This is a genomic window from Actinomycetospora sp., from assembly GCF_055612215.1.
The window spans coordinates 1-5693 of sequence record NZ_JBVPVA010000440.1 but is presented as its reverse complement, the minus strand read 5'-3'; the positions used below and the strand labels follow the sequence as shown (position 1 = coordinate 5693).

The following is a 5693-nucleotide window of genomic DNA, read 5'->3' as shown; positions in this document are numbered from 1 at the left end:
GATCCGCAAGATGGTCGTGGCGATGGCGCGCGACCCGCGGGTGCTCGTCATCAAGCTCTCCGACCGGCTGCACAACATGCGCACGATGCGCTTCCTCAAGCCGGAGAAGCAGGCCAAGAAGGCCCGCGAGACCCTCGAGGTGCTCGCGCCGCTGGCCCACCGGCTGGGGATGTCGACGGTCAAGTGGGAGCTCGAGGACCTCGCGTTCGCGATCCTGCACCCGAAGCGCTACGACGAGATCGTCCGGCTCGTCGCCGACCGCGCCCCGAGTCGCGACACCTACCTGCGCACCGTGATCGACGAGGTGTCCGGCCAGCTCGAGGCCGCGCGGGTGAAGGCCGAGGTGCTCGGTCGCCCGAAGCACTACTACTCGATCTACCAGAAGATGATCGTCAAGGGTAAGGACTTCGACGACATCCACGACCTGGTGGGCGTGCGCATCCTCGTCGAGGACGTCCGCGACTGCTACGCCGCGATGGGCATGGTCCACGCGCTGTGGCAGCCCATGCCCGGCCGGTTCAAGGACTACATCGCCCAGCCGCGCTTCGGGGTCTACCAGTCGCTGCACACCACGGTGATCGGGCCCGACGGGCAACCCCTCGAGGTGCAGATCCGCACCCACGAGATGCACCGCACCGCCGAGTACGGCATCGCCGCGCACTGGCGGTACAAGGAGACCAGGAACAGCTCGGCGTCGCACGGCCATGCGCTGGAGCTCGACGAGATGGCCTGGATGCGCCAGCTCCTCGACTGGCAGCGGGAGGCGGCCGACCCGGGGGAGTTCCTGGAGTCGCTGCGCTACGACCTCGCCACCCGCGAGATCTTCGTGTTCACGCCCAAGGGCGACGTCATCACGCTGCCCAGCGGCTCGACGCCGGTGGACTTCGCGTACGCGGTGCACACCGAGGTCGGCAACAAGTGCAGCGGCAGCCGCGACACCGGCCGCCTCGTCGCGCTCGAGCGCCAGCTCGAGAACGGCGAGGTCGTCGAGATCTTCACGTCGAAGGCCGAGGGCGCGGGCCCGTCGCGGGACTGGCTGAGCTTCGTCGGTTCGCCCCGGGCCAAGCAGAAGATCAAGCAGTGGTTCGCCAAGGAGCGCCGCGAGGAGGCGATCGAGGGCGGCAAGGAGGCCATCACCCGCGAGGCGCGGCGCACCGGGCTGCCGCTGCAGCGCCTCGTGTCCGCCGACTCGATGGGCGCGCTCGCCCGCGAGCTGCACTACTCCGACGTCTCGGCGCTCTACGCGGCCGTGGGGGAGCACCACGTCTCGGCCCGCCACGTGGTGCAGCGCCTGGTCGCGCTGCTCGGCGGGGTGGAGCAGAACGAGGACGAGCTCGCCGAGCGCGCGACGCCGTCGACGGTCCAGCGGCGCCGCGGCAACGGCGACGTCGGGGTCGTGGTCAACGGCGTCGACGGCGGGTCCGGCGGGGAGTCCGGCGACCTGTGGATCAAGCTCGCCCGGTGCTGCACGCCGGTCCCGGGCGACGAGATCCTCGGCTTCGTCACCCGCGGCGGCGGGGTGTCCGTGCACCGCACCGACTGCACCAACGCCGACGACCTGCGCTCCGAGCCCGAGCGCCTCGTCGACGTCAGCTGGGCGTCGTCGTCGACGGCGGTCTTCCTCGTGGCGATCCAGGCGGAGGCCCTCGACCGGCACCGCCTGCTCTCCGACATCACCAAGGCGCTCGCCGACGAGAAGGTCAACATCCTCTCGGCGTCGGTGACGACGAGCCGCGACCGCGTCGCCGTGAGTCGGTTCAGCTTCGAGATGGGCGACCCGAAGCACCTCGGGCACGTGCTGCGCGTGGTGCGCAACGTCGAGGGCGTCTACGACGTGTACCGGGTGACCTCGGCGTCGTAGGTGCGCTTCGCGCCCGTGAGCACTTTTCCGCCCTATGACACGGGAAAGTGCTCACGAGCGCACAGCGCACCTACCGGCGGCGGGTGTGCCCGCGCACGTAGGTGCGCGAGCCGATCCCGGCGAGGTAGAGCGCGACGAAGAGCAGGCCGGCGGTCTGGAGCAGCTCGGCGGTGAGGGGCCCGAAGGCGAAGCCGGCGAGCTGGAACACGAGGGCGAGTCCGAAGAGGACCGCGGCGACGATGGCGAGCATGGGGACTCCTGGTGTGCGGGGCGTAGGCGCACACCTTCTCGCACCTCACGACGAGCACACACGAGGCCCTGCCGCTACTCGTCGGCCTCCGGCACCACGTTGATCTCGGGGTCGGCGAACTCCGGCCGCGCCGAGCGCGGGTCGAGCGGGTTGACGGTGGCGGGGTCGACGTCGGCGTCGTCGGGGCGGGTCAGCGACCGGACCCCGGCGTCGAGGACCGTCACCAGCGGCACGGCGAGCAGCGCGCCGGGGACACCGGCGACGACGAGCCCGCACGCGATGGGCAGGACCACCGCCAGCGGATGCAGCTTGATCGACTTGCCGAGGAAGAGCGGCTGGAGGATGTAGCCCTCGAGGTTCTGCACCGCGAGCAGCAGCACGACGACGAGCAGCATGTCGGTCACCCCGCCGGTGACCAGTCCGACGAGGGCCGCGACCGCCCCGGAGACGACCGCGCCCACCGTCGGGACGAACGCCCCGAAGAAGATCAGCGCCGCGAGCGGCACTGCGAGCGGCACGCCGATCAGCCAGAGGCCGAGCCCCGCCGTCACGGCGTCGATGAAGGCCACGAGGACGATCGCGCGGGTGTAGCCGACGAGCGAGGCGACCGCTCGGCGCCCGGCGAGGTCGGCACGGCCGCGCACCCGCCGGGGGACGCCGTGCAGGAGGAACCGCCAGATCGCGCCGCCGTCGTGGATCAGGAAGATCAGGGTGAACAGCGCGAGCAGGCCCTCGGTGAACAGCTCGCCGACGGTGCCCACCGCACCGAGCGCGCTGGACGCGATGCTCGACTGGCTGGACCGGATGCCCGTGAGGACCTGGTCGCCGATCGCGGTGAACTGCTGGTTGTTCAGCCCGAGCGGACCGGTGCGCACCCAGTTCTGGATCTCGGCGAGGCTGCTGCTGAGCTGGGTCGTGAGCTCCGGGAGCCCGGAGATGAACGCGAAGACCACGCCGGTGAACACGCCGCCGACCACCGCGAGGCCGCCGACCACGACGATCGCCGTCGCCAGCGCGTGCGGCAGCCACCGGACCTTCGTGCTCATCAGGTGGGCCTCGGGGGCGAGCAGGGAGGCGACGATGAGCGCCAGCACCACCGGGACGAGCACGACCGAGAACGTCCCGGCGAGGTAGATGACGACGTAGACCATCGCGGCGATCAGCAGCACGCGCCAGGCGAGGCCCGCGGCCACGTCGAGCCCGTGGGGGATGCGCCAGGGCCCGGCGGCGTCGCGGTCGGCGGCCTCGGGGCCGGCCGGTCGGTGCCGCTCGGGCGCGGGGCCCGCGGTCCCGTCGGCGCCGTTGGCCGCGTCGGAACCCTGCGGCTGGAGGCGCGGGCCGTCGTCCGCGCGCACGCGACCGGCGTCGGCCTCCCCCTGCGACGTCGCCACGTCAGTCACCGTAGCCGGGGCGCGTCGTGGGGGCCGTACGGTCGAGCCGGTCGTGTCCCGGGTCTCCTGGATCGGTGCAGTCCGCCGTACGATGAGGGGCGTGAGCCGTCGCGCGAAGATCGTCTGCACGCTGGGTCCGTCGACGTCGTCCCCCGAGCGGATCCGCGCCCTCGTGCGTGCCGGCATGGACGTCGCGCGGCTCAACTTCTCCCACGGCGAGTACGCCCAGCACCAGGAGATCTACCAGCGCGTGCGCGCGGCCGCGGACGCCGAGGGCCGCGCCGTCGGCATCCTCGCCGACCTGCAGGGCCCGAAGATCCGGCTCGGGAACTTCGCCGACGGACCGCAGACGTGGGCCACCGGCGAGACCGTGCGGATCACGACCGACGACGTCGAGGGCACGCATGATCGGGTCTCGACGACCTACCCCGGCCTCGCCGACGACGTCCGGCCCGGCGAGTCCCTGCTCATCGACGACGGCAACGTCTCGCTCGAGGTCACCGACGTCGAGGGGCGCGACGTGGTGTGCCGCGTCGTCGAGGGCGGGCGGGTCTCCGACCACAAGGGCATCTCGCTGCCGGGCACCGTCGTCTCGGTCCCGGCGATGAGCGAGAAGGACGAGGCGGACCTGCGCTTCGCCCTGGGGCTGCGGGTCGACATGATCGCGCTCTCGTTCGTGCGCTCGCCCGCCGACGCCGAGCTCGTCCACAAGATCATGGACGACTACGACGCGCGCCTGCCCGTCATCGCGAAGCTGGAGAAGCCCGAGGCCGTCGACGCGCTCGAGGCGATCGTGCTCGCGTTCGACGCGATCATGGTGGCCCGCGGCGACCTCGGCGTCGAGCTCGCGCTCGAGGACGTGCCGCTGGTGCAGAAGCGGGCGGTCCAGATCGCCCGGGAGAACGCCAAGCCGGTGATCGTCGCGACGCAGATGCTCGAGTCGATGATCCACAACTACCGCCCGACCCGCGCGGAGGCCTCCGACGTCGCGAACGCCGTGCTCGACGGCGCCGACGCGGTGATGCTCTCCGGGGAGACCTCGGTCGGCGACTACCCGATCGAGACGGTGCAGACGATGGCCCGCATCGTCTCGGCGGTCGAGTCCGGCCCGGCGTCGGTGCCCGCGATCCAGCACGTGCCGCGGACCCAGCGCGGGGTGGTGACCACGGCCGCCCGCGACATCGGGGAGCGGCTCAACGCCCGCGCCCTCGTGGCCTTCACCCGCACCGGCGACACCGTGCGGCGGCTCGCGCGGCTGCACACCCGGCTCCCGGTGCTGGCGTTCACACCAGTCGCGGAGATCCGGTCGCAGCTCGCGCTGTCGTGGGGCGTGGAGACCTTCCTCGTGCCCTGGGAGGAGACCACCGACGCGATGATCCGCCGCGTCGACGAGTCGATCCTGGAGATCGGCCGGTTCGCGCCCGGCGAGCTCGTCGTCGTCGTGGCCGGGTCGCCGCCCGGGACCGCGGGGAAGACGAACCTGATCCGCGTGCACAAGCTCGGCGAGGACACCCGCTGAGCCGCCGTCGATCGGTACCAACGGCCGGTTGGTGACCTTCGTTGGTGACGAACCGGCCGCTCGTGCACTCCGGCGTGGACCCGGTGGGTGATCATGGGGGCATGGCGCACCCGTTCGACGCGCTGACCGCCGACGCGATGCGGGCCGGCGGCAGCTGGAAGTGGTCCACGCCCGGCACCGACGCGCACGGCCGCGGCCTGATCGGCGCGTTCGTCGCCGAGATGGACTTCCCGACGGCACCGCCGGTCGCCGACGCGGTGCGCGCGTGCGTCGACGGCAACCGGTTCGGCTATCTGCCCGACGCCTGGGTGGCCGACATGGCGGCGGCGTGCTCCTCGTTCTGGGCCGACCGCTTCGGGTGGGCACCCGACCCGGCCCGGATCCGGCCGCTGCCCGACGTGCTCACCGCGCTCACGGCCGTCGTCGAGCACTTCACGCCGGCGGGCAGCCCGGTCGTGCTCCCGACGCCGGCCTACATGCCGTTCCTGCGGGTGCCCGGGATGCTCGGCCGGGAGCTGGTGCGGGTGCCGATGGCCCGGGACGCCGGGTCCTGGTCGCTGGACCTCGACGCGTTGGACCGGGCGTTCGCGTCGTCCGGGTCGGCGCTCCTCGTGCTGGTGAACCCGCACAACCCGACCGGGCGGGTGCTCTCGGCGGAGGAGCTCGCGGGGG

At 72.3% G+C, this 5693-nt stretch carries 5 protein-coding genes; 3 read left to right on the top strand and 2 right to left on the bottom strand.

Translation table 11 applies throughout. The features are described from left to right. Positions 1 to 1861, top strand: a 1861-nt coding sequence (locus tag AC0CYZ_RS12365) for a RelA/SpoT family protein (RefSeq protein WP_472215691.1), incomplete at its 5' end; no start/stop codon positions are given. Between the two features lie 70 nt (positions 1862 to 1931). On the opposite strand, the gene AC0CYZ_RS12360 is transcribed toward AC0CYZ_RS12365, so the two are convergent. Beyond that, positions 1932 to 2111 carry a hypothetical protein gene (locus AC0CYZ_RS12360; protein WP_472215690.1) on the bottom strand — a complete coding sequence of 60 codons (180 nt, stop codon included), beginning with the start codon at positions 2109 to 2111 and terminating at the stop codon, positions 1932 to 1934. A gap of 74 nt (positions 2112 to 2185) precedes the next feature. Beyond that, positions 2186 to 3502: an AI-2E family transporter gene (locus AC0CYZ_RS12355; RefSeq protein ID WP_472215688.1), complete on the bottom strand. Its 1317-nt coding sequence runs from the start codon at positions 3500 to 3502 to the stop codon at positions 2186 to 2188. Between the two features lie 100 nt (positions 3503 to 3602). On the opposite strand from AC0CYZ_RS12355, the gene pyk reads away from it, so the two are divergent. Further along, positions 3603 to 5021, top strand: coding sequence for a pyruvate kinase (gene pyk, locus AC0CYZ_RS12350; protein WP_472215686.1), 1419 nt, complete (start codon positions 3603 to 3605; stop codon positions 5019 to 5021). A gap of 101 nt (positions 5022 to 5122) precedes the next feature. Then, a partial coding sequence (locus tag AC0CYZ_RS12345) for an aminotransferase class I/II-fold pyridoxal phosphate-dependent enzyme (protein WP_472215684.1) occupies positions 5123 to 5693 on the top strand: 571 nt, incomplete at its 3' end.